This window comes from Blastococcus sp. PRF04-17 (assembly GCF_023016265.1).
GTDB lineage: Bacteria > Actinomycetota > Actinomycetes > Mycobacteriales > Geodermatophilaceae > Blastococcus_B.
The window spans coordinates 3,112,368-3,138,273 of record NZ_CP095412.1; the positions used below are offsets into that span (position 1 = coordinate 3,112,368).

Annotated in this window: 29 protein-coding genes, 3 pseudogenes and 1 riboswitch; of the genes and pseudogenes, 13 read left to right on the forward strand and 19 right to left on the reverse strand. The window is 73.5% G+C overall.

What is annotated here, in order from left to right; translation table 11 throughout:
- Nucleotides 1–4 precede the first annotated feature (4 nt).
- From MVA48_RS15725 to MVA48_RS15740, 4 genes are all read left to right on the forward strand, one after another.
- The gene (locus MVA48_RS15725) at nt 5–1,480 is read left to right on the forward strand and encodes a SulP family inorganic anion transporter (RefSeq protein ID WP_246981633.1); all 1,476 of its coding nucleotides are present in this window, start codon (nt 5–7) and stop codon (nt 1,478–1,480) included.
- Entirely contained in the window at nt 1,480–1,878 is a 399-nt protein-coding gene (locus tag MVA48_RS15730; protein ID WP_246981634.1) for a MerR family transcriptional regulator, read from the forward strand. The genes MVA48_RS15725 and MVA48_RS15730 overlap by 1 nt, the downstream gene beginning before the upstream one ends.
- Before the next feature lie 73 nt (nt 1,879–1,951).
- The gene (locus MVA48_RS15735; protein ID WP_246981635.1) at nt 1,952–2,587 is read left to right on the forward strand and encodes an ATP-dependent DNA ligase; all 636 of its coding nucleotides are present in this window, start codon (nt 1,952–1,954) and stop codon (nt 2,585–2,587) included.
- Entirely contained in the window at nt 2,584–2,964 is a 381-nt protein-coding gene (locus MVA48_RS15740) for a hypothetical protein (RefSeq protein ID WP_246981636.1), read from the forward strand. The genes MVA48_RS15735 and MVA48_RS15740 overlap by 4 nt, the downstream gene beginning before the upstream one ends.
- Before the next feature lie 53 nt (nt 2,965–3,017).
- On the opposite strand, the gene MVA48_RS15745 is transcribed toward MVA48_RS15740, so the two are convergent.
- The 7 genes and pseudogenes from MVA48_RS15745 to MVA48_RS15775 all read right to left on the reverse strand — a co-directional run.
- Nucleotides 3,018–3,530, reverse strand: coding sequence for a MarR family winged helix-turn-helix transcriptional regulator (locus MVA48_RS15745; RefSeq protein WP_246981637.1), 513 nt, complete (start codon nt 3,528–3,530; stop codon nt 3,018–3,020).
- A gap of 211 nt (nt 3,531–3,741) precedes the next feature.
- Nucleotides 3,742–4,383 (reverse strand): annotated as a pseudogene (locus tag MVA48_RS15750) (SDR family oxidoreductase); the annotation flags it as partial.
- A 46-nt stretch (nt 4,384–4,429) separates the two neighbouring features.
- Nucleotides 4,430–5,365 carry a sensor histidine kinase gene (locus MVA48_RS15755; RefSeq protein WP_246981638.1) on the reverse strand — a complete coding sequence of 312 codons (936 nt, stop codon included), beginning with the start codon at nt 5,363–5,365 and terminating at the stop codon, nt 4,430–4,432.
- A gap of 174 nt (nt 5,366–5,539) precedes the next feature.
- Nucleotides 5,540–6,184 (reverse strand): DUF5701 family protein, encoded by a 645-nt coding sequence (locus MVA48_RS15760; RefSeq protein WP_246981639.1) that lies wholly within the window; start codon nt 6,182–6,184, stop codon nt 5,540–5,542.
- Nucleotides 6,185–6,249: 65 nt separating this feature from the next.
- On the reverse strand, nt 6,250–7,494 hold the full coding sequence (locus MVA48_RS15765; protein ID WP_246981640.1) for a DUF6986 family protein: 1,245 nt from the start codon (nt 7,492–7,494) through the stop codon (nt 6,250–6,252).
- An 83-nt stretch (nt 7,495–7,577) separates the two neighbouring features.
- Nucleotides 7,578–7,964 carry a hypothetical protein gene (locus tag MVA48_RS24285; RefSeq protein ID WP_371821250.1) on the reverse strand — a complete coding sequence of 129 codons (387 nt, stop codon included), beginning with the start codon at nt 7,962–7,964 and terminating at the stop codon, nt 7,578–7,580.
- A 36-nt stretch (nt 7,965–8,000) separates the two neighbouring features.
- A pseudogene (locus MVA48_RS15775) lies at nt 8,001–9,181 on the reverse strand (malate synthase); the annotation flags it as partial.
- Between the two features lie 9 nt (nt 9,182–9,190).
- Here MVA48_RS15775 and uraD point away from each other — a divergent pair.
- From uraD to pucL, 3 genes are all read left to right on the forward strand, one after another.
- Nucleotides 9,191–9,688: a 2-oxo-4-hydroxy-4-carboxy-5-ureidoimidazoline decarboxylase gene (uraD, locus tag MVA48_RS15780; RefSeq protein ID WP_246981643.1), complete on the forward strand. Its 498-nt coding sequence runs from the start codon at nt 9,191–9,193 to the stop codon at nt 9,686–9,688.
- A complete protein-coding gene (uraH, locus tag MVA48_RS15785; protein WP_246981644.1) occupies nt 9,685–10,002 on the forward strand; it encodes a hydroxyisourate hydrolase in 318 nt (105 codons plus the stop codon). The genes uraD and uraH overlap by 4 nt, the downstream gene beginning before the upstream one ends.
- Before the next feature lie 77 nt (nt 10,003–10,079).
- Complete coding sequence (pucL, locus tag MVA48_RS15790; protein ID WP_246981645.1) at nt 10,080–10,970, forward strand: factor-independent urate hydroxylase; 891 nt, start codon at nt 10,080–10,082, stop codon at nt 10,968–10,970.
- 3 nt (nt 10,971–10,973) lie between these two features.
- Here pucL and MVA48_RS15795 read toward each other — a convergent pair whose 3' ends face one another.
- From MVA48_RS15795 to msrA, 6 genes are all read right to left on the reverse strand, one after another.
- Nucleotides 10,974–11,375, reverse strand: coding sequence for a hypothetical protein (locus MVA48_RS15795; protein WP_246981646.1), 402 nt, complete (start codon nt 11,373–11,375; stop codon nt 10,974–10,976).
- 150 nt (nt 11,376–11,525) lie between these two features.
- Nucleotides 11,526–13,112, reverse strand: a complete 1,587-nt coding sequence (locus MVA48_RS15800) for a methyl-accepting chemotaxis protein (protein ID WP_246981647.1) — start codon at nt 13,110–13,112, stop codon at nt 11,526–11,528.
- 175 nt (nt 13,113–13,287) lie between these two features.
- Nucleotides 13,288–14,871, reverse strand: coding sequence for a methyl-accepting chemotaxis protein (locus tag MVA48_RS15805; protein WP_246981648.1), 1,584 nt, complete (start codon nt 14,869–14,871; stop codon nt 13,288–13,290).
- A gap of 111 nt (nt 14,872–14,982) precedes the next feature.
- Nucleotides 14,983–16,104, reverse strand: a complete 1,122-nt coding sequence (locus tag MVA48_RS15810) for a class I SAM-dependent methyltransferase (RefSeq protein WP_246981649.1) — start codon at nt 16,102–16,104, stop codon at nt 14,983–14,985.
- Nucleotides 16,101–17,003, reverse strand: coding sequence for a haloalkane dehalogenase (locus MVA48_RS15815; RefSeq protein WP_246981650.1), 903 nt, complete (start codon nt 17,001–17,003; stop codon nt 16,101–16,103). Before MVA48_RS15815 ends, MVA48_RS15810 begins: the two co-directional genes overlap by 4 nt.
- Before the next feature lie 17 nt (nt 17,004–17,020).
- Nucleotides 17,021–17,674 carry a peptide-methionine (S)-S-oxide reductase MsrA gene (msrA, locus tag MVA48_RS15820; RefSeq protein ID WP_246981651.1) on the reverse strand — a complete coding sequence of 218 codons (654 nt, stop codon included), beginning with the start codon at nt 17,672–17,674 and terminating at the stop codon, nt 17,021–17,023.
- A gap of 69 nt (nt 17,675–17,743) precedes the next feature.
- On the opposite strand from msrA, the gene MVA48_RS15825 reads away from it, so the two are divergent.
- Both MVA48_RS15825 and MVA48_RS15830 read left to right on the forward strand, forming a co-directional pair.
- Nucleotides 17,744–18,760 (forward strand): NADP-dependent oxidoreductase, encoded by a 1,017-nt coding sequence (locus MVA48_RS15825; RefSeq protein WP_246981652.1) that lies wholly within the window; start codon nt 17,744–17,746, stop codon nt 18,758–18,760.
- A gap of 30 nt (nt 18,761–18,790) precedes the next feature.
- Complete coding sequence (locus tag MVA48_RS15830; protein ID WP_246981653.1) at nt 18,791–19,009, forward strand: hypothetical protein; 219 nt, start codon at nt 18,791–18,793, stop codon at nt 19,007–19,009.
- On the opposite strand, the gene MVA48_RS23560 is transcribed toward MVA48_RS15830, so the two are convergent.
- The 6 genes and pseudogenes from MVA48_RS23560 to MVA48_RS15855 all read right to left on the reverse strand — a co-directional run bounded on the left by MVA48_RS23560 (nt 18,988) and on the right by MVA48_RS15855 (nt 22,284).
- Nucleotides 18,988–19,650 carry a pyridoxal-phosphate dependent enzyme gene (locus tag MVA48_RS23560; RefSeq protein WP_371821251.1) on the reverse strand — a complete coding sequence of 221 codons (663 nt, stop codon included), beginning with the start codon at nt 19,648–19,650 and terminating at the stop codon, nt 18,988–18,990. The genes MVA48_RS15830 and MVA48_RS23560 overlap by 22 nt on opposite strands.
- Nucleotides 19,651–19,762: 112 nt before the next feature.
- Nucleotides 19,763–20,008, reverse strand: a pseudogene (locus tag MVA48_RS23785) (pyridoxal-phosphate dependent enzyme); the annotation flags it as partial.
- Nucleotides 19,995–20,654: a GntR family transcriptional regulator gene (locus MVA48_RS15840; protein ID WP_371821154.1), complete on the reverse strand. Its 660-nt coding sequence runs from the start codon at nt 20,652–20,654 to the stop codon at nt 19,995–19,997. The gene MVA48_RS15840 and the pseudogene MVA48_RS23785, both read right to left, overlap by 14 nt.
- A 221-nt stretch (nt 20,655–20,875) precedes the next feature.
- Nucleotides 20,876–21,049: a hypothetical protein gene (locus MVA48_RS15845; RefSeq protein ID WP_246981654.1), complete on the reverse strand. Its 174-nt coding sequence runs from the start codon at nt 21,047–21,049 to the stop codon at nt 20,876–20,878.
- Complete coding sequence (locus MVA48_RS15850) at nt 21,046–21,579, reverse strand: SDR family NAD(P)-dependent oxidoreductase (RefSeq protein WP_246981655.1); 534 nt, start codon at nt 21,577–21,579, stop codon at nt 21,046–21,048. The genes MVA48_RS15845 and MVA48_RS15850 overlap by 4 nt, the downstream gene beginning before the upstream one ends.
- Nucleotides 21,580–21,771: 192 nt before the next feature.
- Entirely contained in the window at nt 21,772–22,284 is a 513-nt protein-coding gene (locus MVA48_RS15855; RefSeq protein ID WP_246981656.1) for a VOC family protein, read from the reverse strand.
- 120 nt (nt 22,285–22,404) lie between these two features.
- Nucleotides 22,405–22,508, forward strand: a riboswitch (TPP riboswitch).
- Between MVA48_RS15855 and MVA48_RS15860 the strand changes: the two genes are divergently transcribed.
- The 4 genes from MVA48_RS15860 to MVA48_RS15875 all read left to right on the forward strand — a co-directional run bounded on the left by MVA48_RS15860 (nt 22,505) and on the right by MVA48_RS15875 (nt 25,862).
- Complete coding sequence (locus tag MVA48_RS15860) at nt 22,505–23,122, forward strand: ECF transporter S component (RefSeq protein ID WP_246981657.1); 618 nt, start codon at nt 22,505–22,507, stop codon at nt 23,120–23,122. (Overlaps the previous riboswitch by 4 nt.)
- Entirely contained in the window at nt 23,119–24,525 is a 1,407-nt protein-coding gene (locus tag MVA48_RS15865) for an ABC transporter ATP-binding protein (RefSeq protein WP_256461177.1), read from the forward strand. The genes MVA48_RS15860 and MVA48_RS15865 overlap by 4 nt, the downstream gene beginning before the upstream one ends.
- The gene (locus MVA48_RS15870; protein WP_246981659.1) at nt 24,522–25,280 is read left to right on the forward strand and encodes an energy-coupling factor transporter transmembrane component T family protein; all 759 of its coding nucleotides are present in this window, start codon (nt 24,522–24,524) and stop codon (nt 25,278–25,280) included. The genes MVA48_RS15865 and MVA48_RS15870 overlap by 4 nt, the downstream gene beginning before the upstream one ends.
- Before the next feature lie 21 nt (nt 25,281–25,301).
- A complete protein-coding gene (locus tag MVA48_RS15875) occupies nt 25,302–25,862 on the forward strand; it encodes a DUF1697 domain-containing protein (RefSeq protein WP_246981660.1) in 561 nt (186 codons plus the stop codon).
- Nucleotides 25,863–25,906 lie beyond the last annotated feature (44 nt).

Here is a 25,906-nt window from a genome sequence, read left to right on the forward strand (position 1 = left end):
GAGCATGTCCGTCCTGCCTGCCATCCGCCCTGCCCGCCCCGCCTGGCTGAGTCCCCGCGTCGCCCGCACCGAGATCCTCGCCGGGCTCGTGGTCGCGCTGGCGCTCATCCCCGAGGCGATCAGCTTCTCGATCCTCGCCGGGGTGGATCCCCGCGTCGGCCTGTTCGCCTCCTTCACGATGGCCGTGGTGATCTCGTTCACCGGCGGCCGCCCGGCGATGATCAGCGCCGCCACCGGGGCGATCGCCCTGGTCGTGGCGCCCCTGGCCGTGGAACACGGCCTCGAGTACCTTCTCGCCGCCGTCGTCCTCGGCGGGGTCTTCCAGGTGCTCCTGGCCGCCGCGGGCGTGGCCCGGCTCATGCGGTTCATCCCGCGCAGCGTGATGGTCGGCTTCGTCAATGCGCTGGCGATCCTGATCTTCAGCGCGCAGCTGCCGCACCTGATCGGCGTCCCGTGGCTGGTGTACCCGATGGTGGCGGCGGGCCTGGCGATCATCTTCCTGCTCCCCCGGCTCAGCACCGCCGTCCCGGCGCCACTCGTGGCGATCGTCGTGCTCACCGGCCTGACCGTGGCGGCCGGCCTCGCGGTGCCCGACGTCGGCGGTGAGGGCGAGCTCCCGAGCAGCGTGCCGTTCCTGGCACTCCCCGACGTCCCGTTCTCCCTGGAGACGCTGTCGATCATCGCGCCCTACGCCCTCGGGGTGGCCTTCGTGGGGCTGATGGAGTCGCTGATGACGGCCAAGCTCGTCGACGACATCACCGACACCCCTTCCGACAAGACGCGGGAGTCGTGGGGCCAGGGCGTGGCCAACATCGTCACCGGCTTCTTCGGCGGCATGGGCGGCTGCGCGATGATCGGCCAGACGATGATCAACGTGAAGTCCGGCGCCCGCACGCGGCTGTCGACCTTCCTGGCCGGTGTCTTCCTGCTGGTCCTCGTCGTGGCCCTCGGCGACGTCGTGGCGATCATCCCGATGGCCGCGCTGGTCGCGGTCATGATCTTCGTGTCGATCGCCACCTTCGACTGGCACAGCCTGCGCACCCTTCCCCGGATGCCGCTGAGCGAGACCGCCGTGATGGTCTCCACCGTCGCTTTCACGCTGTTCACCCACAACCTGGCGATCGGCGTCGGCGTCGGCGTCGGCGTGGCCTGCGTGCTCTTCGCCCGCCGGGTCGCACACGTGGTCGAGGTGACCGCCACCACCGACGCGGAGGGGGCCCGGGTCTACGCGGTCTCCGGCGCGATGTTCTTCGCCTCGAGCAACGACCTCGTCGACCAGTTCGACTACGCCGGCGATCCCGCGAACGTGGTGATCGACCTGTCCGAGGCGCACGTCTGGGACGCCTCGACGGTCGCCGCCTTGGACGCCATCACCCACAAGTACGAGACCCGCGGCAAGACGGCCGAGATCATCGGCCTGCACGGTCACTCGTTCGACCGCTACCTCCGGCACACCGGTCAGCTGGCCGGGGCGCACTGATGCCGGCAGCGGCCCGCAGCGGACTGCTGCAGATCGGCCAGGTGGCCGACCGCACGGGGCTGAGCCTGCGCACGATCCGGTTCTACGAGGAGGGCGGGCTCGTCCGGCCGACCAGCCGTACCGGAGGCGGCTTCCGGCTCTACAGCGAGGCCGACGTGAGCCGGCTGGAGATGATCAAGCGCATGAAGCCGCTCGGCTTCTCGCTCGAGGAGATGCAGGAGCTGCTGACCCTGCTCGACGACCTCGCGCGCCGGCCCACCGACGCAACCCTCGTCGACCGGCTCCGGATGTTCCGCGAGGCGGCCGGCGCCCGGGTCGCCGCACTTCGCGACCAACTGGCGGTCGCCGAGGACTTCGCTGCCACGCTCGACGATCACCTGGAGTCAGGGACGCGCTGACCCGGGTCCCGTTCGGGTGACGGTCCCCGGCTCCACGCTGCGATTCCCCTGGCCCACCGCGCAGGCTGTCCGGGTGCCACTGTCGGTCCCCGGCCTCCCGGGCCTCCCGCCCGAGCTCGCGGGACCCGTGGCGGTGGAGCTGGCGAAGCCGGTCGCAGCCATCCCCCCGGCGCACGCCCTCTCCGGTGGGTGCCGGTACGAGCCCAAGTGGGACGGCTACCGGCTGGTCGTCGTCCGGACCGCGGCGTCCACGCGGCTGTGGTCCAAGCAGGGCCGCGACCTCACCGACCGGTTCCCCGACATCGCCGCGGCCGCGCTGGCGCAGGTACCGGCCGGCACGGTGGTCGACGGCGAGGTCGTCATCTGGAACGGCTCGCGCCTGGACTTCGGCCTGCTGCAGCGGCGCATGGTGACCGCACCCGGCCGGATCGCGCCGCTGGTCGCCGCTTCCCCCGCCTCCTACGTCGCCTTCGACCTGCTCGCCGCGGGCGGTGCCGATCTGCGCGGCGAGCGGTGGAGCCGCCGGCGCGACGAACTGGAGGTGCTGGCCGCCCGCTGGGCTCCGCCGCTGCAGCTCACCCCCTCGACCGCCGACCCGGAGGAGGCGCGGCGCTGGTTCGACGACTTCCGCGCCGCGGGGTCGAGGGGCTCGTCGCCAAGGGTGCGGCGACCCGGTACGCGCCGGGGCGCCGGGAATGGCTCAAGGTGAAGTCCTGGGAGACCACCGAGGTGGTCGCCGGAGGGGTGATCGGGCCGATCGAGCGGCCCAGCCAGCTGGTCGCCGGCCGCTACCGGGACGGCGAGCTCGTCGTCGTCGGTCGCACCAGCCCGCTGACCCCCCAGCAGTCGGCCGAGCTGGCGGCGGTCCTCACCCCGGCCGGTGACGGCCACCCGTGGCCCGAGCGGATCGGGACGGGCGCCTTCGGCGGCGGCAAGCTGTCGGTCGCCCTCACCCGCGTGGAGCCCTCGGCGGTCGTCGAGGTGAGCGCCGACGCGGCGCTGCAGGCCGGTGTGTTCCGGCACCCGCTGCGATTCGTCCGCGTGCGTCCCGACCTCCGGCCCGGGGACCTGCCGGCGCAGCCCTGACCGGCCCGAAGGGCACCGGCAAGAACGCCCGGGCACCGACCTCGCTCCGGGCCTCAGGGCTCCTGCGGCACCCGGCCCAGCGCGACCAGCAGCCGACGGAGCAGATCGGCCAGCAGCTCGCGGTCGGCCTGCGGCAGCCCGTCGAGCAGCTCGCGCTCGGTCTCCAGGTGGTCGGGCAACGCAGCGTCCAGCGCCGCCCGGCCCGCGTCGGTCAGGGTGACCACCACGGCCCGGCCGTCGGCCTCGCTGCGCTCCCGGGTGATCAGCCCCTTCTCCTCCAGCCGGTCGAGCCGCTGGGTGATGGCGCCCGAGGTCACCAGCGCCGTGCGCATCAGCGCCGTCGGCGTCAGCTGGTAGGGCTGCCCGGCGCGCCGCAGGGCGGCGAGGACGTCGAAGGAGGGCGCGTCGAGCCCGTGCCGGGCGAAGGTGCGACGCTGGGCGAGGTAGACCTCGCGCTGCAGCTGGGTGATCCGGCCGATGACGCCCATCGGCGAGCAGTCCAGGTCGGGCCGTTCCCTGCCCCACTGCTGCAGGATCAGGTCCACGGCGTCCTCCACGTCGCTCACGGTAGTTCCCCGCTGCGCTGGGCAGCTCGAGCGCGGCCAGGTGCTCGGCGAACGTGCGGGCGGGCCGGCCCAGCAGTGCCTCGAGCACCCGTGGGCTGCCGATGAACCCGTGGGACCGGTAGTGGTCGAGCATCAGCCGCAGGCAGCGGGCCGCGTAGCGCCCGGGCGGAGGCACCGGCCCGTCGGGGACGGCGTCGACCGCGGTCACCGGCCGCCCGGTGCGCTCGGCCACCAGTTCGGCGATGCGCGGTGCGGTCAGGGGCTCGGGGCCGACGGCCTCGAAGGTGCCGCCGTCCAGGCCGCCCTCGGTGAGCAGCACGGCCGCGGCGTCGGCGACGTCCCGCAGGTCGACCAGCGACTGCGCCTGCTCCAGCCCCCACGAGCTGCGCAGGACGCCGGTGGCGGCAGCCTCGACCACGTGCGAATCGAGATTGTCGGCGTACGCGCACGGCTGCAGCACGCGCCAGTGCAGACCGCTGGCGTCCAGCGCCTCCTCCACCCGGTCCTTGGCCGCGTGGTGCGGCATCGACCGGGCCTGCGGCCGCAGCACCGAGTGGTAGACGACCCGCTGCACACCGGCCCGGCGCGCGGCACTCAGCAACGCGGTCGCTCCGTCGGTCTCGCCGCGGTCGAAGTTGGGCCAGATCAGGTAGAGCGCGTCCGCGCCCTCGAGCAGTGGCTGCACCTCGCGGGGACGGCGCAGGTCGGCAGGGACGACGTCGGCCGACAGCGCTCTGAGCTCGGGATAGGACTGCGAGCCGCCGACGAGTGCCCGCACCGGGCGGCCCTGCGACCACAGCGCGCGGACGACGGCGGCGCCGGTCTGCCCGCCTGCGGCCGTCACGACGATCACGCCGGTACCTCAGCAGTGAGACATCGAGCGAGTCAAGGACGCGCGGTCAGCGCACGCGGGTGCTGAGCCGGACGCTCAAGCCGGCCTCGGAGGGCAGCACGTCGACGTGGTCCCAGAGCTTGCGGGCCAGCCAGAGGCCCATGCCGCCCGCGGCGAGGTCGAGCCCGTGCGCGGGCACGAACCCGGAGAACGGGTCGCCGTAGGTGGTGCCGCGGTCGGAGATCACGCAGACGATGCGGTCGCCGTCGGCCCACACCCGTGCCGACACGGGACGCCGGCCGTGCCGGAACGCGTTCGCCGCGATCTCGGCAGCGGCGAGGTGCAGGTCCTCCTGCTGCTCGCGACCCGGGACGACCGACGCGATCACGGCCCCCAGCTGGTGGCGCAGGCCGGCCAGGGTGCGCGCGTCGTCGACGGAGAAGATCGGGTCCCCGTCCTCGACCGGCTCGCGCGGGAGCGGCAGCGCCGGCACGTAGGCGCCCGGGTCCTGGTACCGGGGGCTCGCCGACCAGGTGGTGCCGGCGACCAGCTCGGGATGGGTGGCCGCCGCGCTCTCGATCACCGGGGCGGGCAGGCGCCGCCGGTCGTACAGGCAGACGGCCGACACGGGAGCGGTGCCCATCAGGCGGTTGAACACGGACTCGAACCGCTGACCCTCGCGCCAGCCGGCGGGCTCGCTGCCGAAGTCGACATCGGCCAGGACCCGCAGCCGCCCGGAGCCGGACGCCATCGCGCGCTCCAGGAACCGACCACACATGGTCAGCGCGTCAGGGGCGCGGGAACCCAGCAGGCTCATCCGCGGATCGGACTCGACGGCGCGGCCGCGCTCGCCCAGTGCCCGGGTCACCAGGTCCACGGTCTCGGGCGGGCAGGTGAGCACCACCAGGTCGCCGGCCCGCAGGCCCTCGTCGAGGAACGGCAGGGCGACCGCCAGGAGCTGCGCCTCGCTGTCGACGACCGAGGCGCCGTGGTGGTTGCTCACCCCGGCCCCCCGCCCGCCCCTCCGGGGTTCGGGCACCATGGCGGACGCGGCACAGTCCGTCGCAGCTCCGTCCACCAGCCCCTCGACACGGTTGGAGGCCGAACGGCGCCGGCCAGTGAAGAGTCATTGTGGGACACGCTCCCCCGGTCGCCGAACCGGGGGCCGACACGCGTGTCACACGGGCGCCGAGGCGCCCACCCTGGCCGCGCAGGAGGCGGTGCCGAGCCAGGTGTGCGGCGCGCCCTGGTAGCACCAGCCCAGCCGCGGACGGCGGGCGCTCACCCACAGGGCCGGCACGCGCTTGTCGCCGGCGCGGGACCCGGCCAGGGAGAAACAGTTGCGGGACCGCAGCACGCCCGGATCGGAGACGAGCACCGCCAGCCCCTCGGCGATGGTCAGCGGCGTCCGGCCGGCGGCCGCGATGCCGGGCAGCACCTTGGCCGGGGGGACGTTCAGGTTGCCGCCGCCGGGGTCGACGTCCAGGAGCAGGTAGGGCGCGGCCGGGACCTCCAGCTCGGGCAGCGGCCTGAACCGGGCGAGGTCGTCGTCCTCCATCGTGGTGAAGCCCGGCCCGCCGACGGTGTGGACGGCCTCCAGCACCGGGACGACGGGTAGCCCGGGGACGACGACCACGAACGGGATGCCGTCGTGTCCGGCGGGCGGCGGCAGCAGGTCGCGGAGCGGCTCGCAGGAGGCGCGGAAGCAGCTCTCGAGGAGCTCGAGGTGCTCGGGCAGCCCGGCCTGGACCAGCGCGTCGACCTGGCGGTCGAACTCGAGCTCCGCCTCGGTCGGACAGGCTGCGACGGGAAGCGCGGACATCGGTGCCCTCTCGTGCGGGGCACGCCGCAGGACGCCGGCGTGCCGAGCGACGAACGGCGACCCCCTCAGGATCCCCCGGGCCGCCGGCCAGCCAGCCTATCCAGAGTCGTGCGCTCCGGCCCTCCCGCAGCCCGAACTTCTTCGTCGTCCACGGCGCCGCAGTCCAGCCCGCGCAGCAGGACGGCGGCCAGCGCCCGGGCCGTGGCCGGCTCGTCGAGGACGCCTCCGGCGGTGCGGTCGAGGTACGCGGCCAGGCGGGCGGCCGCGGCCGGGAGCGCGGAGCGGAAGAAGGCGTAGGTGGCGGTGTAGCGCGTCACCAGCTGTGCCGGGTGCAGGTCCCAGCCCTGGTAGAAGCCCCGCTCCAACGCGCGCCGCACCAGCCGGGCGTGCAGCCGCCAGGCGGTGTGCACCGCGTCGGTCGCACCCACGGGCAGCACGTTGGTCGAGCCGTCCACGGCCCGTGCGCCGGTGCCGGCGACGGCCACCTGCAGCACCTGCTTGGCGAAGTCCGCGGCCGGGTGGTCGCTCGCCTGGTGGGCGGCCGCGATGCCGAGGGAGGCGCTGTAGTCGTACGTGCCGTAGTGCAGCCCGAGCAGCCGCGGGCCCGCGGCGTGCACCATGGCCGCCGCGGTGATCGCCCCATCGGGACCGATGACGGCCTGGGGCGTCTCGATCTGCAGCTCCAGGTGGGCTTGCGCGCCGTGGGCGGCCTCGAGCGCGTCGAGCACGGGCAGGAAGGCGCGCACCTGCTCCACGGCGGTCACCTTGGGCAGGGTCACGATCGGCCGGAAGACGGCGTCGGCCGGCAGGACGCCGGCGGTCTCGGTCCGGAACGCCCCGAGGAACAGGTCGAGCGTGCGGACGCCGCGGTGCCGGGTGCCGAGCTCGAGCGACTTGGCGCGGATCCCCCACCACGGCGGCGCGACGCCGTTCCCGACGTCGGCCGCCAGTGCCGCGGCGGCCGCGGGCACGTCGACGTCCTCCTTGCCGGGGCCGTGCCGGTAGCCGTCCTCGGCGTCGACGCGCAGGTCCTCGATGGGCTCGTTCGCGAGCTTGAACCGCACGCGCGGCAGCACCTCCTCGACGAGTGCGGGGTGCAGGCCGAGGTCCGGCAGGCCGTGGTCGTCCAGCGCCTCCAGCGCCTGCTCGCCCCACCGGACGGCCAGCCCCGGGCCGACGGCATCGGCCGGGACGTAGCAGGTGTGCACGGGCTGCCGCACGGTCCGCTCGCCGCCGAAGGCGGCCAGCCGGGCCGCGTCGACCGGCGTGAGCCGCCGGTCCAGCTCGTCGTAGACCTCGTCGGAAAGCAAGGGCGTTCTACTCCAGTTGCGTTTCGGCCCCGTCCCGGGACCCGGCCCGAGCGTGCGAGGGGTGGGGAGGACGGGGTCCTTTCTCACGAGATCAGCTCGTAGGCGGGCAGGGTCAGGAAGTCGGGGAACTCGTCGGCCAGCGCGACCTGCTCGAACAGCCGCCGGGCGTCGTCCAGCCGGTCGAGCTGCCCGATACCGGCCACCTCCTCGTCGATGACCCGCCGGACCAGCTCCTCGGTCACCGTGTCGCCGGAGTCCAGGACGACGCCCGCGTCGATCCACTGCCACACCTGCGAGCGGCTGATCTCCGCGGTGGCGGCGTCCTCCATGAGGTTGTGGATGCCGACGGCGCCGTTGCCGGCCAGCCAGGCCGCCAGGTAGCGGATCGCCACCTCCACGTTGGTCCGCAACCCGGCGAGGGTGCACTCGCCCGGAACCGAGGCGACGTCGAGCAACTGCTCCGCCGTCACGGAGACCTCCGGGCGCTGCTTCGCCAGCTGGTTCGGCCGGTCACCGAGGACGCCGTCGAAGATCTCCCGGCAGACCGGGACGAGGTCGGGGTGGGCCACCCACGACCCGTCGAAGCCGTCGCCGGCCTCCCGGGTCTTGTCCTCGCGCACCTTGGCCAGCGCCCGCTCGTTCACCTCCGGGTCGCGCCGGCTCGGGATGAACGCGGCCATGCCGCCGATCGCGTGCGCCCCCGGCGGTGACAGACCGCCACCAGCTGATCGGTGTAGGCCCGCATCATCGGCGCGGTCATCGTGACCGCGGCGCGGTCGGGCAGCACGAAGTCGGGCCCGGCGTCGCGGAAGACCTTGATGACGCTGAAGAGGTAGTCCCAGCGGCCGGCGTTGAGCCCCGTCGCGTGGTCGCCGAGGGCGTGCAGCATCTCCTCCATCTCGAACGCGGCGGGGATGGTCTCGATCAACATCGTGGCCCGGACGGAGCCGGCCGGGAGCCCGAGCACCTGCTCGGCGTGGTCGAACACCAGCCGCCAGAGCCCGGCCTCGAGGTGACCCTCCATCTTCGGCAGGTAGAAGTACGGCCCGCTGCCGCGGTCGAGCTGCTCCCGCGCGTTGTGGAACAGGTAGAGGCCGGCGTCCACGAGCGCGCCCACCGACGGCTCGCCGTCCACCAGGAGGTGCCGCTCGGGCAGGTGCCAGCCACGGGGCCGCGGGACGATCGTCGGCAGCCGGCCGTCCTCCCGCAGCCGGTACCCCCTGCCGTCGGGGCTGGTGAACGAAAGCGTCCGGCGGACGGCGTCCTTGAGCACGACCTGCCCGCCGACGACGTTGCGCCAGTGCGGGGTGTTGGCGTCCTCCAGATCGGCCAGCCACACGTTCGCGCCGCAGTTGAGCGCGTTGATCGCCATCTTCGGCTCGGTGGGGCCGGTGATCTCCACCCGCCGGTCGACCAGTCCCGGCGGCGCGGGCGGCACCCGCCAGTCGCCGTTCCGGACGTCGGCGGTCTCGGCGCGGAAGTCGATCCTGCGGGCGGCGGCGATCTCGGCCCGGCGGACGGCCCGGGCGGCCAACAGCGCGTCGCGGTGCGCCCCGAACCGGGACTGCAGGTCGGCGACGAAGTCCAGCGCCTCGGGCGTGAGGATCTCCTCCTCCCGGTCGACCGGCGGTCCCTGCACGCGCACGTCCGTCACGGGGCGCCTCCCTCTCCTGGTCGGGGCTGGCATCCTCTCACCGTGGTCACCCTCGACGCGTTCAACGACGAGCCCGCCGACCAGGCCGTCCAGGCCCTGCGTGCCTGCAACGCCGCACCCCGCTTCGCCGCGGAGGTGGTCGCCGGTCGTCCCTACCGGGACGTCGAGACCCTGCTGGCCCGCGTCGAGCAGGTGGCCCGCGAACTTCCGTGGGACGACGTCGCCATCGCGCTGGCCGCACATCCGCGGATCGGCGACCGGGTGGAGGGGTCCTCGGCAGAGGCCCGGTCCTCGCGCCGGGAGCAGCGCTCGATGGACGACGCGGACGACGACGTTCGTCGGGCGCTGCTCGAGGGGAACCGGGCCTACGAGGAGCGCTTCGACCGCGTGTTCCTGATCCGCGCCTCGGGCCGGTCCCCGGACGAGATGCTGGCCGAGCTGCGGCGGCGGCTGGAGAACGACGAGGAGGCCGAGCGCGCCGAGGTCACCGAGCAGCTGGCCCAGATCACGGCGCTGCGGGTGAAGGAGCTGGTCTCGTGAGCGTCTCGACGCACGTGCTGGACTCGGTGGTGGGCCGACCCGCCGCGGGCATCGCCGTCCGCCTGTTCGCCGGCGAGGAGCTGATCGCCGAGAGCGTGACCGACCACGACGGCCGCTCCCGGCTGACCGAGGACGCGACCGCCCTCGGCGTGCACCGGCTGGTCTTCGCGACCGGGCAGTGGTTCGCCGAGCAGGGGCGCGACGCGTTCTACCCCGAGGTCGTGCTCACGTTCTCCGTCGCCGAACCGGGCGAGCACCACCACGTCCCGCTGCTGCTCAGCCCGTTCGCCTACTCCACGTACCGGGGCTCCTGACCGGCCCTCTGCAGGGGCCCGGCGCGAGCTCGCGAGCACTGGGGGGCGGGGGTCCCTTCTGTGCAACAGTGCGCGGCATGGGAATCGTGCTCGGCCCGAACCAGTACGGGAAGGCGGAGGTCCGCGTCGTCGCGGTCGACCGCAGCAGCCCGCGGCACACCCTCGTCGATCTCAACGTCAGCTCGAGCCTGCGGGGCGACTTCACCGCCTGTCACACCGAGGGCGACAACAGCCACGTGCTCGCCACGGACACCCAGAAGAACACGGTGTTCGCCTTCGCCCGGGACGGTGTCGGTTCGCCCGAGGCCTTCGCGCTGCGACTGGCCCGGCACTTCGCCGGCTCCTACGACTGGATCACCGGCGCCCGCGTGGCCGTCGAGTCCTACGGCTGGCAGCGGATCAGCGTGGGCGGCGCCGAGCACGACCACTCGTTCCGCCGGGCCGGCAGCGAGGTCCGGACCGCCGTGGTCACCGTGGACGGCGGCGAGGCCCACGTGCTGGCCGGGCTCAGCGACCTCGTCGTCCTCAAGACCACCGGCTCGGAGTTCCGGGGCTTCCCGCGTGACCGCTACACCACCCTCGTGGAGACGGACGACCGGATCCTGGCGACCGCGGTGACCGCCCGCTGGCGCTACACGGGCACGGACCTGGACTTCGACGCGTCGTTCGACGCCGTCCGGACGGCGTTGCTGGAGACGTTCGCCGCCACCCACTCGCTCGCCCTGCAGCAGTCGCTCCACGCGATGGGCACGGCGGCGCTGGACCGGTGCCCCGACGTGGCCGAGATCCGGATGTCGATGCCGAACAAGCACCACTTCCTGCAGGATCTGTCGGCGTTCGGTCTCGACAACCCGAACGTGGTGTACCACGCCGACGACCGCCCCTACGGGCTGATCGAGGGCACCGTCCTGCGGGACGACATCCCGCCCGCCGAGATCGCCTGGCACGGCACCCCCGGCTTCTGCTGAGCGTCAGCCGGCCTCGACGCCGACGCCGCCGAAGAGCGCGCGGGCATGGATCCGCAGGTCGGCGGCGTGCTCGTCGTCGGTGCGCTGCACACGGCCGTCACCGCCCATGCCGCCGATCCCGCGGAAGCGCCACCACACCCGCCAGTCGGCCGGCACCCGGACAGCCGCGCCGGCCATCAGCGCCCGCAGGGTCAGGTCGATGCCATGGGCCGGCCGGGGCAGCGCGGTCAGGTCGATCTCGGCACCCGCCATCGCGAGGTCGACCCGCACCCGGGAGAGCGCCGGGTTCCGCGGGCGGAGCTCCAGCCCGAAGTGGGTCAGCACCCGCCGGATGCTGGTCGAGGACTCGTCGCCCTCGTTCTTCCGCCAGGCGGTCAGCCCGGCCGGCCGCTGCGACGACGGCATGGAACGCGATCCAACCGACCAGCCAGGGCCGCACCCGGCGAAGAACGCGCAGGGCCACGGGATTCGGCATGCCCTCAGCCCAGCATGAACGGGGCGGCGGTGGGAAGCCCCCCACCGCCGCCCCTCCTCAGGTGGCTCTCCGATAGCGCGTCAGTACCGGAATCGAGCCACCGAGCTGTGGAGCGAGGTGGCCATGCGGGCCACCTCGTCGATGGCGGCCTGCGCGTCGTTCATCGCGCTGGTCGTGGAGTTGGTGGCCGTGGCCACCGCGTCGATGTTCTCGGCGATCTGGCTCGCCGACTGCGCCGCCTCGGCGACGTTGCGGTTCATCTCCGTGGTCGTCGCGGTCTGCTCCTCGACGGCGGCGGCGATGGTGCTCTGCGAGTCGTTGATCAGCGCGATGATCGAGCTGATCTCGCTGATCGCCTGCACGGCGCCCTCGGTGTCCTCCTGGATCGCCTGCACGCGGGCGGTGATGTCCTGCGTCGCCTTGGCGGTCTCCTGCGCGAGCTCCTTGACCTCGTTGGCCACCACGGCGAAGCCCTTGCCGGCCTCGCCGGCCCGCGCGGCCTCGATGGTGGCGTTCAGTGCCAGCAGGTTGGTCTGCTCGGCGATCGAGGTGATGACCTTGACGACGCTGGCGATCTCCAGGGAGGACTCGCCGAGCTTGGCGACCGTGGCGGTCGTGGAGTCGGCGGCGGTGACCGCCTGACCGGCCACGCGGGACACCTCCGAGGCGTTCTGCGCGATCTCCCGGATGGAGGCACCCATCTGCTCCGAGCCGGCCGAGACGGTCTGCACGTTGCTCGACACCTGGACGGCGGCGGTCGCGACGATGCTGCTCTGCGCGGAGGACTCGTCGGCGAGCCGCGCCATGTCCTGGGCGCTGGCCGAGAGCTGCTCGGTGGCCGAGGCGAGCGTGGTCGAGCTGTCGCCGATCGCCGCGATCACGTCCCGCATGTTGTGCATCGAGGTCTCCAGCGAGCCGGCCATCTGGCCGACCTCGTCCTTGCTGCTGATGCCGGTCGACCCGGTGAGGTCGCCCTCGGCCAGCCCTCGGAGGACGGCGCCGACGCGGCGGAGCGGCCCGACCACGGACCGGGTGATGACCCAGCCCAGCAGGGCGAGGACGAGGACGCCGACGCCGACGCCGGTCAGCGCGAGCCGCTCGGCCGTGGTGCGCTGGTCGGCGGAGTGCGCGGCGGCCTCCTCGCCATAGGTGGCGACCGCTTCACCCAGCTTGGGGAGCTCGTTCTCGAGGATCGAGAAGTCCTGTGCGAACCGGGGGTAGGCCGCCAGGGCGGCTGCGGGATCGACGCCGGCCACGCCGATGATCTGGGCTGCCGAGTTCAGGTACGCCTCGACCGCCGGTGTCACTTCGGTGACCGCGGCGTCGACCTGCGGGCCCAGGTCGTCCTCCGCCGTCTTCGCCAGGACCTCGCGGAAGAGCTCGTCGTGCTCGGCGAGGTCAGTCCTGGCGCCCGCGTACAGGTCACCCTGCCCGTCGCTGACCAGTGCCTGCAGGACGTCGCCGCGGATGGCGTCGTGCATCATGTCGGCCAGCAGCACGTCCTCGGTGCCCTCCGCGATGGCCAGGAGCTCCTCGGCGGTCTCGCCGGTGCCCTCGAGGGCCTGGTACGTCACGACGGCGAAGAGACCGAGTGCGACTCCGCCCGTGGCCACGAGGTAGGAGAGCTTCACGCCGAGCGGACGGTCGGACCAGAGCGAGCGCGACATCGGGGTCTCCGGGACTGGGGCCATCGGTGGCGGGCACCACCGTCAGCGCTGTCTTCGGCCCAAGAGTGGAGCGACTACAGCTGAAACCGAAAACTCCCGCGCCGCGGGTTCGGGTCGCCCCCGTACGAACCGGGACGACGCCAGGTCCGCACGAGGTGGCGCCTGGTCGCGCCGCTCAGTAGCGGAAGCGGCCGACCGAGGTGTGCAGCGCCGAGGCCATCCGGGCAACCTCCTCCATCGCGGCGCGGGTGTCGGCGATGGTCCCCGTGGTCGAGGCCGCGGTGGCGGCCACCGAGCCGATGTTCTCCGCGATCTGGCCGGCCGACATGGCAGCCTCCGCGACGTTGCGGTTCATCTCCGTGGTGGTCGCCGTCTGCTCCTCGACGGCGGCGGCGATGGTGCTCTGCGAGTCGTTGATCCGGCCGATGACCGACGAGATCTCGCCGATGGCCTGCACGGCGCCCTCGGTGTCGGTCTGGATGGCCTCGACCCGGGCGGTGATGTCCTGCGTCGCCTTCGCGGTCTCCTGCGCCAGCTCCTTCACCTCGTTGGCCACCACGGCGAAGCCCTTGCCCGCCTCGCCGGCCCGAGCGGCCTCGATGGTCGCGTTGAGCGCCAGCAGGTTCGTCTGCTCCGCGATGCTGGTGATCACCTTCACGACGCTGGCGATCTCCAGGGACGACTCGCCGAGCTTGGCGACCGTCGCGTTGGTGGCATCCGCTACGGCCACTGCCTGCGCCGCGACGCGGGACACCTCGGAGGCGTTCTGCGCGATCTCCCGGATGGAGGAACCCATCTGCTCGGATCCCGCGGCCACGGTCTGCACGGTGGTGGAGACCTGGTCGGCCGCGCCCGCGACCACATCGGTCTGCGCTGCGGACTCCTGCGCGAGCCGGTCCATCGCCTGTGCGCTCCCCGTCAGCTCTTCCGTCGCCGACGCCAGCGTCTCCGAGGTCTCGGCGATGACCGCCACGACGGAACGCATGTCCTCCATCGAGGTCTCCAGCGCCGCGGCGATCCGACCGACCTCGTCCCTGCTCGACACCCCGGTCCGCCCCCGGAGGTCGCCGTCGGCCATGGCTGCGACGACGGCGTCCACGCGACGCAGCGGACGGACGACCGATCGCGTGACCAGCCAGCCGAGAGATCCGAGCACGGTGACACCGACGACCGCGATCACGACCAGCAGCGTCGAGGCCGAGTTCCGCTGGTCCTCGCTCTCCTGCTCGGCCGAGCGGGCCCGCGCGCCGATCGCCTCACCCACCGCCGGCAGCTCCGCCTCGAGTGCCTCGAAGGCCACGAGGAATTCCGGATAGCCGCCGCGCGCAGCGGCGACGTCGCGACCAGCAGCGTCGACGATCTCACCGGCTGCCGTCAGGTAGGCCTCGACGGCCGGCCGCACGTCCTCCACGGACCTGTCCACGTCGGCGCCGAGGCCGGCTGCCGCCACCTCGTCGAGCAGGACGCGGAAGTTCTCCGAGTGGTCGACCAGCTCGGTGACCGCCGACCGGTACTGGTCCCCGTGGCCGTCGAGCAACGCCTGGAGCACGTCACCGCGCACCGCGTCGTGCATCATGTCCGCCTCCAGGGCGGCCGCCGTCGCGTCGTTGGTCGCCACGAGGACACCCTTGGCGCCGCCCGTCCCCTGGATCTCGCCGACGGCGAGGACCGCGAAGACGCCCAGGGACACCGCCCCGGACGCGACGAGCGCGGAGAGCTTCACCCCGAGCGGGCGGTCGGTCCACCAGGTCTGAGACATGGAACTCCCCTTGCACGGAACGGCTATTGCGGACTGCCGTGATGTCTTCGGCTGCCGGCTCCGTGGCTCAAGGTCAGCGCGCGAAGATCTTGCACACCACAAGATCGCGTGTCACCGAGGGCGGGACACCGTCACCGTGAACTTCGGGGTCCGGCCGACGACGTGGGTGGGCCCGACCAGGCGGGACAGCGCCGGCTTGTAGCGCAGTGCGCTGTTGTAGACGGTCCAGAACTCACCGCCCGCCCGCAGCACGCGGCCGGCGGCGGCGAACAGCCGGTCGGCGACGGTGGTCACGACCGCGGCGCCGACATGGAAGGGCGGGTTGCAGACGACCAGGTCGACGCTGCCGTCGGGAAGGGAGTCCCCGGCGTCGTCCCGGACGACGCGGACCCGGTCGGCCAGCCCGTTGGCCGCCATCGTGGCGCGGGCGGAGGCGACCGCCGCCGCGGACTGGTCCGCGGCCGCGACCTCCAGCTGCGGGCGGCTGAGCGCCAGGGCGGCGGCGAGGACGCCGGTGCCGCAACCGAGGTCCAGGGCCGCCTCCGCCGTCGGCATCCGGTCCAGACAGTCCAGCAGCGCGCGGGTGCCGATGTCGATGCGCGGCCCGGCGAACGCCGCGCCGTGGGCGCACACGGTGAGCCCGAGATCCGGGTGTTCCTGCCGACGCGGGAAGGACGACGCCGTCGGCTGCGGGCCCCGCGCCACGAGCACGCGGGACTTCTGGCGGGCCAGGGTCGCAGAGACACCGGCGAAGGACGCACCGAGCACGTCGTTCATCGCGCGGGTCATGTGCTTCACCCGGCCGCCGACGAAGAGGCTGACGTCCGGCGCAGCCACTGCGGCGACGTCCTCGGCGATCTCCCGCAGCGCCTCCAGCGACTTCGGCGCCTGGACCAGGACGACCCGCGCGCCCCGGGCGACCTCCCGGAGCGGGAAGGAGCGGTAGCTGCCCGACAGCCCGGTCCGCTCGGCGTTGCGGGCCAGTGCGCGCTCGCCGACGAGGAGGTCCTGGCTCACCCGCACGTCCCGGGCACCGTGCAGCGCCACCGCGCCCAGCGTCAGCGCGCCGTAGTTGTCGTCCACGACGGCGACCTGGCCAGGACCGCACGTGGCGAGCAGCTCGGCGGCGGTGTCGAGCAGCAGCCGGTCGGTCGCGTCGACCGCGACCAGCTCGGCCGCCTCGACGTCGGGCGCCCGCCGCAGCGCCCCGAAGAGGTCCGTCGCCGACGTCACCGGGGCGTGGCGGCGATCAGGTCCACGACGACCTGCGCCAGCTCCGGGCCGACGTCCTCCTGCAGGAAGTGACCGCCGCCGGCCAGGGTGGTGTGCGGCAGGCCCTGCGCCCCGGGGACCAGCTTCTGGAACACCCGGTCACCGCCGGCGGTGATCGGGTCCCCGTCGGAGAAGGCGGTCAGGAACGGTTGCTCCCAGCGGGCGAGCACCTCCCACGCGGCACGGTTGGCCGCGGCGGCCGGGTCGTCGGGCGCGGTGGGCACCAGCGCGGGGAAGACGCGGGCACCGGCGGTGTAGCGGTCATCGGGGAAGGGCGCGTCGTAGGCGGCGACCACCTCCGGCGCCAGCCCACCGACGGTGCCGTTCGCGACCACGCGGCCGATCTCGAACCGCGGCGACTCCTGGGAGAACCGCTGCCAGGCGAGGAAGGCGTCGCTCATCCGCTGGTCGCCGGTCGGCAGGCCGGTGTTGGCGACGACCACGCGCGCGAAGCGGTCGGGGTGCTCGGCGACCAGGCGCAGCCCGATGAGCCCGCCCCAGTCCTGGCCGACGAGCGTGACGTCACGCAGGTCCAGCCGGTCGAACAGCGCCTCGCGCATCCACGCCACGTGCCCGGCGTAGCTGTAGGCCGCCCGGTCGGCCGGCTTGTCGGACCGGCCGAAGCCGATCAGGTCGGGAGCCACGGCCCGCAGGCCCGCGGACGCCAGCACCGGGATCATCCGGCGGTACAGGAACGACCAGGACGGCTCGCCGTGCAGCAGGAGCACCGTCTCGCCGCCGGCCGGCCCGTCCTCCACGTACGCGACGCGGAGCCCGCCCTCGACCTCGACGTGGCGCGGCTCGTACGGGAAGTCCGGCAGATCGGCGAACCGCTCGGCCGGCGTCCGGAGGATCTCCACCCCGGCAAGCTACGGGTTCACACGCCCGGCAGCCCGACCGGGCAGGAGACGCCGGTCGAGTGCACCGGGCAGTAGCCGTTCGGCACCTTGTACAGGTACTGCTGGTGGTAGTCCTCGGCGTAGAAGAACTCGCCCAGCGGCGCGATCTCGGTGGTGATCTCGCCGTACCCGGCCGCGGTCAGCCGCTCCTGGTAGGCGTCGCGGGTCGCCTTCGCGGCGGCCTCCTGCTCGGGACCCTGCACATAGATCGCCGAGCGGTACTGCGTCCCGATGTCGTTGCCCTGGCGCATGCCCTGGGTCGGGTCGTGGTCCTCCCAGAACACCTTGAGCAGCTGCTCGTAGGAGATGACCGCGGGATCGAACACGACCAGCACGACCTCGGTGTGGCCGGTGCGGGCGGAGCACACCTCCTCGTAGGTCGGGTTCGGGGTGTACCCGCCTGCGTATCCCGCGGCGGTCGAGTACACGCCGGGGGTCTGCCAGAAGACCTTCTCCACGCCCCAGAAGCACCCGGCGCCGAACACGGCCGTCTGCAGCCCGTCGGGGAAGGGCGGCTGGATGCGGTTGCCGTTGACGGCGTGGATCTCGGGCACGTGCGGCAGCGGGTCGGGACGGCCGGGCAGCGCGTCGTCGGCCGAGATGACCTGCGTCTTGGCGCGGGAGAAGAACATGCTCCGAGCGTAAGCCCGCCCGACAACCCGGACGCGCGCCACCGAACGGCCGGGAGCACGATCGGGGCCGTGACCGTCACGACGCGCGAATGGCAGCTCGCGGCCCGCCCGCACGGCGAGCCGACCCCCGAGGACTTCCGCCTCGTGGAGCAGGACCGTCCCGACCCTGCCGACGGACAGGTCGTCGTCCGGATGCTGGTGATGTCCGTCGATCCGTACATGCGGGGCCGGATGCGGGCAGCGAAGTCCTACGCCGCGCCCTGGGAGGTCGGCGAGACGATGAAGGGCGGCGCCGTCGGCCGGGTGGTCGAGTCGCGCTCCGCCGGCGTCCCGGAGGGGTCGCTCGTGCTCACCGACGCGGCCTGGCGGGACGTCGCCGTCCTCGACGCCCGGCACGTCCGGGTCCTGCCGGAACTGCCCGGCATCCCGCCCAGCTACCACCTGGGCGTCCTCGGGATGCCGGGACTCACCGCCTGGGCAGGCCTGTTCCGGATCGCCGGCTTCCAGCCGGGCGAGACCGTCTTCGTCTCCGGCGCGGCCGGGGCGGTCGGCAGCCTGGTCGGGCAGTTCGCCCTGCTGGACGGCGCGTCTGCGGTCATCGGCAGTGCCGGGACGCCGGAGAAGGTGCGCTGGCTGACCGAGGACCTCGGGTTCACCGCCGCCTTCGACTACCACGAGGGGCCGGTCGCCGATTCGCTGCGCGACGCCGCTCCGCAGGGCATCGACGTCTTCTTCGACAACGTGGGTGGCGAGCACCTCGAGGCGGCCGTCGGGGCGCTGCGGCTGCACGGACGCGCGGCCATCTGCGGCTCGATCTCCACGTACAACGCCGTCACGCCGCCGGCCGGCCCCCGCAACCTCTCGCTGCTGGTGGCCAACCGGCTCACGCTGCGCGGGTTCCTGGTCGGCGACCACGCAGACCTGCGGGAGGAGTTCGTCGAGAAGGTGTCGCTGCTGCTGCGCTCGGGTCAGCTCGTGGTGCGCGAGACCGTGCGGAACGGGCTCGAGGACGCCGTTCCGGCGTTCCTCGACCTCCTGCGCGGCGGCAACACCGGCAAGATGCTCGTCCGGCTGGCCGAGGACTGACCGCCCCGCCGGCGGGGCAGTGTCGGTGCCATGTGGCTCTTCTTCACCCGCCGGCTGCGCATGTGGCTGATCCTGACCGTCGTCGTGCCGTTCGCGACCGGCGTGCTGCGGAAGGTGGGTCGCCGGCTGGAGCGGAACGGCGGCCCGACGCGGGTCAGCCGGGCGCTGCTCAAGGCCGGCGACCTGGGTGACCGTGCCCGGGCGACGCTGCGCGGTGGCCGCGGCAGTCAGGAGAAGAGGGCGCTGTAACCGTTGAGCGCCGGCTGCCCGCCGAGGTGGGCGTAGAGCACGGTGCACGACGGGTCGATCTCGTGCCGCTGCACCAGGTCGATCGTGGCGGCCATCGACTTCCCCTCGTAGACCGGGTCGGTGACCATGCCCTCGGTGCGGGCCGCGAGCTTCATCGCGTCGAGGGTGGCCTCGTCGGGGATGCCGTAGACACCCGCGTGGTACCGCTCGTCGAGCTCGACGTCGTCGAGGGTCAGCTCCCGCTGGACGCCGATCGCCTTCGCCGTGCGACGCGCGATCCGCAGCACCTGGTCCCGGGTCTCGGCCGGCTTGGCCGAGGCGTCGACGCCGAGCACGCGGCGCGGGCGGGCACCCTGCTCCTCCAGCTGGGCGAAGCCGGCCACCATCCCGGCCTGGGTCGAGCCGGTGACCGAGCAGACCACCACCGTGTCGAAGAAGACGCCGAGCTCGGCCTCCTGCGCGGCCACCTCGTGCGCCCAGTTCGCGAAGCCGTGGCCGCCGAGCGGGTGGTCGGAGGCGCCGGCCGGGATCGCGTAGGGCTTGCCGCCCCGCTCTTCGATCTCCCGCAGGGCGGACTCCCAGCTCTCCTTGAACCCGATGCCGAAGCCGGCCCTGACCAGCCGGACGTCGGCACCGGCCAGCCCGGCTGATCAGGATGTTGCCCACCTTGTCGTAGACGGCGTCCGGCCAGTCGACCCAGCTCTCCTGCACGAGCACGCACTTCAGCCCGACGCGGGCGGCGACGGCGGCCACCTGCCGGGTGTGGTTGCTCTGGACGCCGCCGATCGACACCAGGGTGTCGCAGCCCTGCTCGAGCGCCTCGGCGACGAGGTACTCGAGCTTGCGGGTCTTGTTGCCCCCGAACGCGATGCCGGAGTTCACGTCCTCGCGCTTGGCCCAGACGGCGGCGCCGCCGAGGTGCTCGGTCAGCCGGTCGAGCCGGTGCACCGGCGAGGGACCGAACAGCAGCGGGTAGCGCGGGAAGTCAGACAGTCCCATCGGTGGTCTCCTCCAGCTCGGACAGCAGCGCCGTCCAGATCTCGGTGGTGGTGACGACGGCGCCGTCGACGTCGTGCGCCGCGCACGCGGCGATGAGGCGGTCGTGCAGCTCGACCGACGGGTGGCCGGGGGCGCCGAAGCGCTGGCGCTCCAGCCGGCGGATGGTCGCGGTGTACCGCTCGACGGTCGCGAGGACGGCCGCGTTGCCGCACCGGGCGAGCAGCACGCCGTGCAGCCGGTCGTCCGCCGCCAGGGCGGCCTCCAGGTCGCCGGCGTCCACCGCGGCCGCGAAATCGGCGTTCGCGCGGCGCATGGCGGCGAGGTCGTCGTCGTCGACCAGAGCCGCTGCCTCCCGGGCCGCGACCTCGTGCATGGCCCGGACGACGACGGCCGCATCCCGCACCTGGGCGGGCACCAACGGCGTCACGCGGGTGTGGCTCTGCGGTTTCGCCTCGACCAGCCCTTCGTCGGCGAGGCGCGCCAGGGCTGCCCGGACGGGAGCGACGGAGAGGCCCAGCCGCGTGGCCAGCTGGGCATCCTTGACGACCGCTCCGGGCGCCAGGTCGCCGACGACGATCGCCTCGCGGATGCGGGTCAGCGCGACGTCGCGGAGCAGCACGCGGTCGATGGGCCCCAGTGCCGACACAACTGACATTTCAGATGTCAGCGGGGGATCCGTCAAGGGGGTGAGCAACGACAGGTCGTCGTGCCGCACGCCGTCGCGCAGCCGTACGACCGGCGCAGGTGGCCCTCGTAGATGAGCCCGGCGTCAGCTCTCCGCGGAACCCGGCTCGGTCATCGGCTTGTGCGCCTTGCCGGCCACCGAGTCGGGGAGGACGGCGGAGAGCTTGCCCATGACCTTGCTCTTCAGCGTGCCCGCGAACACCGACGCCTCCCCTTCATGAGGCCCTCGAACCCCTGGCGCGCGACGAGCGCCGGGTCGTCCTTGTTCGGGTCGGCGCCCAGCTTGGTGTCGGTGAGGTCGCCGCGGTCGAAGAACTCGGTCTCGGTGGGGCCGGGCAGCAGCGCGGTCACCGTCACGCCGGTGTCCTCGAGCTCCTCCCGGATCCCGAGCGCGAACGCCTGGTCGAAGGCCTCGACGCCGCGTACACGGCCTGGAACGGCTCCGGCGCCTGCGAGGCGATGGACGACGTGATGAGGATCCGTCCCTCGCCGCGCGCCACCATGTCCCGGACGACGTGCTTGGCCAGGTGCACGATGGACCGGCAGTTCAGGTCCACGATCTCGAGTTCGCGGTCGAGATCGGTCTCGGCGAACGCGCCGCCGATCCCGACGCCGGCGTTCAGCGCGGCGGCATCGAGCGGACGGCCGGCGCCGCGCACCGCCGCGGCCAGCCGTTCGACGTCCTCGGGTCTGGTGAGGTCGACGCTGACCGGGGCGACCGTGGCCCCCATGCCGCGGAGCTCCTCGACCGCGTCGTCGAGCTCGACGTCCTCGGCGGCCACGATCAGGTCGAAGCCGTTGTCGGCGAACTGCTTGGCCAGCTCGCGGCCGATGCCGCTGGAGGCACCGGTGACGAGCGCGAGCGGGCGGGTGGCGGGCAGCGTCATGACCCCTCCTTGCCCCGACCGGCTCGCGCTCACCCGCCGTCGTGCGATCGAGGTGCGTCGGTATCAGGCTCTCGACGCAGGGCAACCATCGGACAGCCGGACTCCGCAAGGCTCCGGCGACGACGGGTCCACGCGAACCGCATGGAGTCCCCCAGCACGTCGCTGACTGGCACCGATGGAGCGGGAGGTCCCTCAGACAGGGGTCGAGACGCCCACGCCGCCGCGGGTGTCCGCCCCGTAGCGCTCGATCTCCCGGGCCAGGTCCAGTGGCGCCGTGATGGCCGCGCCCTCGGTGACCGCGGGGGTGATCAGGTGGGCCGGAAGCAGCCAGGACACCTCGAACTCCAGACCGTCGGGGTCCTGGGCGTACAGGGCCTTCGTGGTCGCGTGGTCGGACTCGCCGACCAGGGCACCGGCGCGCAGCAGGGCGTCGCGGATGCGGGACAGCTCGGCGAGCGTGTCCACCTCCCACGCGAGGTGGTAGAGCCCGACGGTGCGCCGCCCGGCCTCGGAAGGGCCGGCGCCGGCACCGATCTGGAACAGCCCCAGGTCGTGGTCGTTCGTGGAGCCCTCGGCCTGCAGGAACACCGCGGCACCGGGGATCTCCATCGTCACCCGGAAACCGAGCACGTCGCGGTAGAAGGCGGAACTGCGCTCGACGTCCCGGACGTAGAGGACGGCGTGGTTGAGACGCTGGACGGGCACGGCGGGCTCCTTCGACGGGCTGGTGCGTTCACCCTCACCCAACTTGCATGAACTCTCAAGCATTCCGGGGACCGGGCGTGCCCAGCCGGGTGGGCAGGGCTACGCTCGGCGGCACAACCGAACACACAGCAGGGGAGCGCTTCGGCGCTGAGAGTGCGGGACACCGCAGACCCTCGAACCTGATCCGGGTCATGCCGGCGCAGGGAGTCTGGAGGAAACCATGGCCGAGCAGGCCGTCCGTCCGTCGTCCGACCGTTCCGGCACGCAGCCCGGCCGTCGCTGGCGCACCGTCGACATCGTCGTCACCGCCGTCCTCGGCGTCGCCTTCGGCGTCGTCTTCTGGGCGTGGGGGCTGCTGTGGGCCGCCCTGGACGCGCCCTTCACCGCGTTCCCGCCCGGCCAGGCGGTCATGTACGGCGTCTGGCTGATCCCCGCGGTGCTGGCTCCGCTGATCGTCCGCAAGCCGGGGGCCGCGCTGTTCGCCGAGCTGATCGCGGCGGTCGTCTCGGCCCTCCTCGGTTCGACCTGGGGCACGCTGACCATCGTCTACGGGCTGCTGCAGGGCCTCGCCGGCGAAGCGGGTTTCGCCGCCTTCGGCTACCGGCGGTTCGGGTGGCCGCAGGCGCTCCTCGCTGCCGCGCTCACCGGCGGCACGGCCGCCGTCCTCGACCTGGTCAACTTCTACGCGGACTGGTCCACCGGATGGATGAGCGCCTACGTGCTCCTGGTCGTGCTGAGCACGACGGTCGTCGCCGGCGCCGGCGGCATGGCGCTCCGCCGGGCGCTGCATGCCAGCGGCGCGCTGGCGTCGTTCGGATCCGGCCGCACCCGGGTCTGACCACGACCTCCGAACCGGCCGCCGTCCACCTCACCGGCTGGGGCTTCCGGCACGCCAGCCGGCGGGCCTGGGCGGTCCGGGACGTCGACCTCGTCCTCGAGGCCGGCGAGCGGGTGCTGCTCACCGGCGCCTCGGGCTCGGGCAAGTCCACCCTGCTCCACGCCCTGGCCGGCCTGCTGGGACCGGAGGCCGGCGACCGGGCCGGCGAGCTGCGGGTCACCGGCCGGCCGGCGATCGTGTTCCAGGACCCGGACTCCCAGCTGGTCATGACCCGCGCCGGGGACGACGTCGCGTTCGGCCTCGAGAACGTCGGGACCCCTCCCGAGCGGATCTGGCCGGCCGTCGACCGGGCGCTGGACGCGGTCGGGTTCCCGTACGGCCGCGACCGGGCCACCGCGGCCCTCTCCGGCGGGCAGAAGCAGCGCCTCGTCCTCGCCGGCGCGCTGGCCGGCCGCCCCGGGCTGCTGCTGCTCGACGAGCCGACCGCACAGCTCGACCCGCCGGGCGCGGCCCTGGTCCGGTCGGCGGTCACCCGTGCCGTCGCCGACCGGAGCACGACGCTGCTCGTCGTCGACCACGACGCCGAGGGCTGGCTGCCCCTCGTGGACCGGGTCGTCGAGCTGCTCCCGGACGGTGGGGTGCGCCGGCACGACGCCGGCTGGACGCCCCCGCCGCTCCGGATGCCCGCCCGGCGCACCCACCCCGCGGGAGACCTGCTGCTCAGCGCCGAGGCGGCCGGCTTCACGCACCCCGGCGGAGAGGGCCCTGCCCTTCCGCCGATCGACGTGGCGCTCTCCGCCGGCCGCACCCTCGCCGTCACCGGCCCGAACGGCTCCGGCAAGTCGACGCTGGCGTTGCTGCTCGCCGGTCTGCGGGGGCCCACGACGGGCGTCGTACGAGCGACGGCTGCGCTGACCTCGGGACTGCGCCGTCCGGACCGGCCGCCGCACCGGTGGCGGGCCGACGAGCTGGTCCGCCGCATCGGCAGCGTGTTCCAGCAGCCGGAGCACCAGTTCCTGACCGGCCGGGTCCGCGACGAGCTGGCGCTCGGGCCCCTGCGCGCGGGCTCCGGCGACGCAGCTGCCCACGACCTGGCCGACCAGCTGCTGGAGCGCCTGGGCCTCGCGGCCCTGGCCGACGCCAATCCCTTCACGCTGTCCGGTGGGCAGCAGCGCCGGCTGTCGGTCGCCACCGCCCTGGCCACGCGCCCGGGTGTGGTGGTGCTCGACGAGCCGACCTTCGGACAGGACCGCGACACCTGGGCCGAGCTCGTGGCGCTGCTCGCGGAGCAGCAGGACGAGGGCCGCGCGCTCGTCCTGGTCACCCACGACGCCGCCGTCGTCGGGGCACTGGCCGACGAGGTGCTGGAGTTGCGGCAGGTCGGGCATCCGGTGCCGGCATGACGCTGCCGCTCGCGCTCGGGCCGGTCCGCCCGGTGCCGCTGTCGTCGATCAACCCGGTGGCCCAGCTCGCCGCCATCGCGATCCTGCTGCCGGTCCTGATGATCAGCGGTGACCTGGTCACGCCCTCGCTCGTGCTGGCCGCCGAGGTGTGCCTCCTGCCGGCCGCCGGTCTGGGCACGCCGCGCGCGCTGTGGAGCCGCGCCTGGCCGCTCCTGCTCGGCGCCGCGGGAGTGGCGTGGGTCAACGTCGCCTTCGGGGACGGCGGCTGGCTGTCCGCAGTCGCCCTGGCCGTGCGGGTGCTCGCCCTGGCGCTGCCCGGCATCCTGCTCGTCGCCTCCACCGATCCGGTGCGGCTGGCCGACGCCCTGACCCTGCACTGGCGGGTCTCCGCACGTTTCGCCTACGGCGCCCTCGCGGCCCTGCGGCTGGTGCCGCTGCTGGCCGCCGAGTGGCAGACCATCCGGCTGGCGCGGCGCGCGCGCGGCGTGGAGGCCGGCCGCAACCCCGTCGCACACCTGCGGTTGTTCGCCGGCACGGCCTTCACGCTGCTCGTGGGCGCGCTGCGCCGCGGTTCGCGGCTGGCCACGGCCATGGACGCACGCGGTTTCGACTCCGGGATCCCGCGCACCAACGCCCGCGGCTCCCGGCTGCACCCACGGGACGCCGCGTTCGTCGTGGGCGCAGCGGTCGTGTGCGCCGCCGCGGTGTCCGTCAGCCTGGCGACGGACGCCTGGACGCCGGTGTTCGGCGGCTGACCGGGCGCTACGGTGCGCGCCATGCCTGTGACGAGGCCGGCGACGACGTACGTGGCGCTGCTCCGCGGCATCAACCTGGGCAAGGCGCGCCAGGTTCCCATGCCGCGTCTGACGGAACTGCTCACCGAGCGTGGCCACGAGGACGTGCGGACGCATCTGCGCAGCGGCAACGTCGTCCTGCGCAGCCCGCTCGAAGAGGCCGAGCTCGCCGAGGATCTCTCGACGGCGATCGAGGCGGAGTTCGGCTTCGCCGTCCCGGTCGTGGTGCGGACCGGCGACCAGATCGCTGCCGTGGTCGCGGGCGACCCGTTCGCGACGGTGGCCACCGATCCGGCGCGGTACCTGGTCACCTTCCTGCCGGAGGCGCCCGACCCGGCCCGCGTCGACGCCCTCCCCAGGCCGGACACCGGGGATTTCCTGGTTCGTGGCCGGGAGCTCTACCTCTGGCTGCCCGACGGCATCGCGGGCACCGAACTGGCCTCCTGGAAGTGGGACGACCTGCTCGGCCGCCCCGGCACGGCCCGCAACTGGCGCACGGTCACCAGGCTCGCCGAGCTCGGCAGCGCACGCCCGGGAGGGTGACACGCGTCGCATCAGGTTTGGCGATCAGCCGCACGGCCCATACG